We start from the raw sequence: 3,000 nt of genomic DNA, 5'->3' as shown, positions 1-3,000 counted from the left end.
TGAAACTGAATCGCCCAACCAAATTGCCATCCCTATGCGAATTTTGCTCTATTCTTATAACTATTATCCCGAACCGATCGGCATCGCTCCCCTGATGACAGAATTAGCGGAAGGATTGGTTAAAAGAGGTCATCAAGTCAGGGTTTTGACGGCTTTTCCTTGGTATCCTAATAGTGAAATCGATCCCGAATACCGAGGAAAAATCTATCTAGAAGAAGAACGAAATGGTGTTAAAATTCAACGTTCCTACGTTTGGGCCCGTCCCCAAAGAAGTTTAAAAAATCGAATTTTCTTTGAATTGAGCTTTGTTTTTTTGAGTTTCTTTCAGGCTCTCAAGGGTGAAAAACCGGATCTAATTTTCTTAACTGTCCCCGGATTACCCGTTTGCGTTCCCGCCGCTTTATTGAGTAAATTATATGGGGTACCGATTATTCTAAATTTACAGGATATTCTGCCCGATGCGGCAGTTCATGTGGGATTATTAACTAATCAGAAAATGATTAAAGTTTTTAGTAGTCTAGAAAAATTTGCCTACAAAACTGCCAGCAAAATCTCAGTTATTGCCGATGGTTTTACCAAAAATCTCCTCACTAAAAATGTGCCGAGTGAGAAAATTATTGAAATTCCTAATTGGGTAGATGTAAGCTTTATTAAACCTCTGCCGAAAAACCATAATTATTTCCGCCAAGAAAATCATCTTGAGGGCAAGTTTGTTGTTTTATATTCTGGCAATATTGCCCTAACCCAACCCTTAGAAACCCTGATTGATGCTGCAGTTCACTTAGTTGACATCCCTGAGATTCAAGTGGTAATTGTTGGTAAAAAAGAGGCCCTTGAGCGCCTAGAAAAGTATCGCCAACAACAGGGGGCCAGTAATGTGCTTTTATTACCCTTTCAACCCCGGGAAAAATTACCAGAAATGTTGGCAGCCGCCGATGTGGGTATGGTGATGCAAAAACATAACGTTATTTCCTTTAATATGCCGTCCAAAATTCAGGTATTATTAGCTAGTGGCCGTGCTATTATTGCTTCTGTTCCCGCCGATGGAACCGCCGCTAGGGCGATCGAGCGCAGTGGTGGTGGTTTGGTGGTTACTCCTGAAGATCCAGAGGCATTAGCTACGGCTATTTTAAAGCTATACAAAAACCCAGATTTAGCAACTATACTAGGAGAAAAGGGACGACAATACGCGGAGGAAAATTATGCCTTTGAAAAGACTTTGGATCAATACGAAAAGCTTTTTTCTCAAGTAGTTAGTTAATAATTAGGGTAAGTAGTTATAATTAAATTGAAGATAGATACCCCCTTAATCCCCCCTTGATAAGGGGGGTATCTGACAATTTTTAATACCTACCTATAGGGAATAGGGGAATTTCAACTAAAACCCTAACACCCTAAAACCCCAACACCTAACCCCTAACTCCCACTTAACTATTTTCATGTTCGATAATTTCTCAAAAAAACTCTCCTGGCAAAGTCTCAAACAAGCGATCGCTTTTGTATTAACAATTATTGCGTTAACTCCAGTGGTTACAGCTTTAATTTCTAGTGTTAATCAGCCCCAAATCCAATCGAATATTCAACTATATCAAACCAATCTCAATCTACAAGCCACGACTCTCAGCACCGATGCTGATCCTAATAGTGAAGAATTTGCTAATCTTAAATTAATTCAAACTTCCCTGATTGGTCAAGACCCCTACAGCACCGCCGAGGAACAGTATTTATCAGCCCAGAAAAGTGCCAAAAAAACAATCACCGAACTAGAAAAATCAGCAGTTAATCCCGAACAAAAAAAATCCCTTGAGCGCGACATCAACTCCTTAAAAGATTTAGAATTGAAATTAAGTCTCATTCAAGCTAGTCAAGGTGACTTGGATTCGGCACGGAAAATCTGGCAAGACATCAAGGAAAAATCAGAATTTGAGAACTATAAACCTGCTATTTTACAAAATGCGCTGCTGTTAGAGGGATTGTACAGTGAACCCCCCGAAATTGCTGCCGATGCTGAAGCGAGAATCGAGCGCAATTTTCAAGGATGGTTTCGTTATACCATTCTGGAAAAATTATATAGTCTCGAAAATCGTCAAGAGGATTTACTCGCTTTAGAGGAAGAACAGAGTGAAGTGGCGGGTAATGCGTTAATTAAACTAATTTTATTGGCTTTTTTGCCTCTTATCGGCGGTTTAATCGGTGTTGTGCTGTTGATCTTTTTATTAGTGCAGTGGCTGCTCCGGCAACAGCGATCGCTGCTCTTTTTAGATGATAGTCTCGCTTGGCAAACTAAGTGGGGAGGAGAAACCCTCTGGTGGGGAATAATTATCGGTTTCTTTTTCGTCGGACAAATTGTTTTACCGGTAATTTTCGGGATTTTATCGAGTTTCTTGAGTCTCAATCCCGAACAATTTAACCTAGAAGCTAAAGCAATATACGTTGTAGTTAGTTATTTAGCCTTAACATTGAGCAGTTTATCGGTTTTATACCTAGCAATCAAGCCTTTTCGCCCTTTACCTCCCGATTGGTTTCGTTTTAAACTCTTTAGTCCTTGGTTTCTCTGGGGATTAGCCGGCTATTTTGTCGCTTTACCCCTGGTTATTATCGTTTCTTTGCTCAATCAACTAATTTGGCAAGGACAAGGGGGTAGTAACCCGCTGCTGACTTTAGCCCTAGAATCCCAGAATACCTTCGCTTTGCTCTGTTTTGGCTTTACTGCTTCCCTTGCCGCTCCTTTTTTCGAGGAAATTGTCTTTCGCGGCTTTTTACTAGCTTCTTTGACTCGTTATCTACCCGTCTGGGGTGCGATTACCCTTAGTAGTTTGATTTTCGCCCTTGCTCACCAAAATTTGTCAGAAGTGCTGCCTTTAACCGTCCTAGGTTGTGTTCTTGGCTTTGTTTACACCCGCTCGAAAAATTTATTATCCTCGATGTTGGTTCATAGTCTCTGGAATGGTGGCACCCTGTTAAGTTTATTTTTATTGGGCAGCGGTGCGGGTTAGGTGA

General features: G+C 40.7%; 2 protein-coding genes. Both read left to right on the top strand.

Translation table 11 applies throughout. The annotated features are described in order from the left end of the window. Positions 1-34: 34 nt before the first annotated feature. Entirely contained in the window at positions 35-1,261 is a 1,227-nt protein-coding gene (locus PX484_RS25375) for a glycosyltransferase family 4 protein (protein ID WP_287670782.1), read from the top strand. 178 nt (positions 1,262-1,439) lie between these two features. Then, entirely contained in the window at positions 1,440-2,996 is a 1,557-nt protein-coding gene (locus tag PX484_RS25370; RefSeq protein ID WP_288106167.1) for a CPBP family intramembrane glutamic endopeptidase, read from the top strand. The last annotated feature ends 4 nt before the right edge of the window (positions 2,997-3,000 follow it).

It is taken from the genome of Microcystis sp. M49636_WE2 (assembly GCF_030065375.1).
GTDB classification, from domain to species: Bacteria; Cyanobacteriota; Cyanobacteriia; order Cyanobacteriales; family Microcystaceae; genus Microcystis; species Microcystis aeruginosa_C.
This window is presented reverse-complemented; position numbering and strand designations above follow the sequence as displayed.

Bases quoted from the DNA above. Each gene is read 5' to 3' on its own strand.
- PX484_RS25375 (WP_287670782.1), top strand. From the start codon at position 35: ATGCGAATTTTGCTCTATTCTTATAACTATTATCCCGAACCGATCGGC.
- PX484_RS25370 (WP_288106167.1), top strand. From the start codon at position 1,440: ATGTTCGATAATTTCTCAAAAAAACTCTCCTGGCAAAGTCTCAAACAA.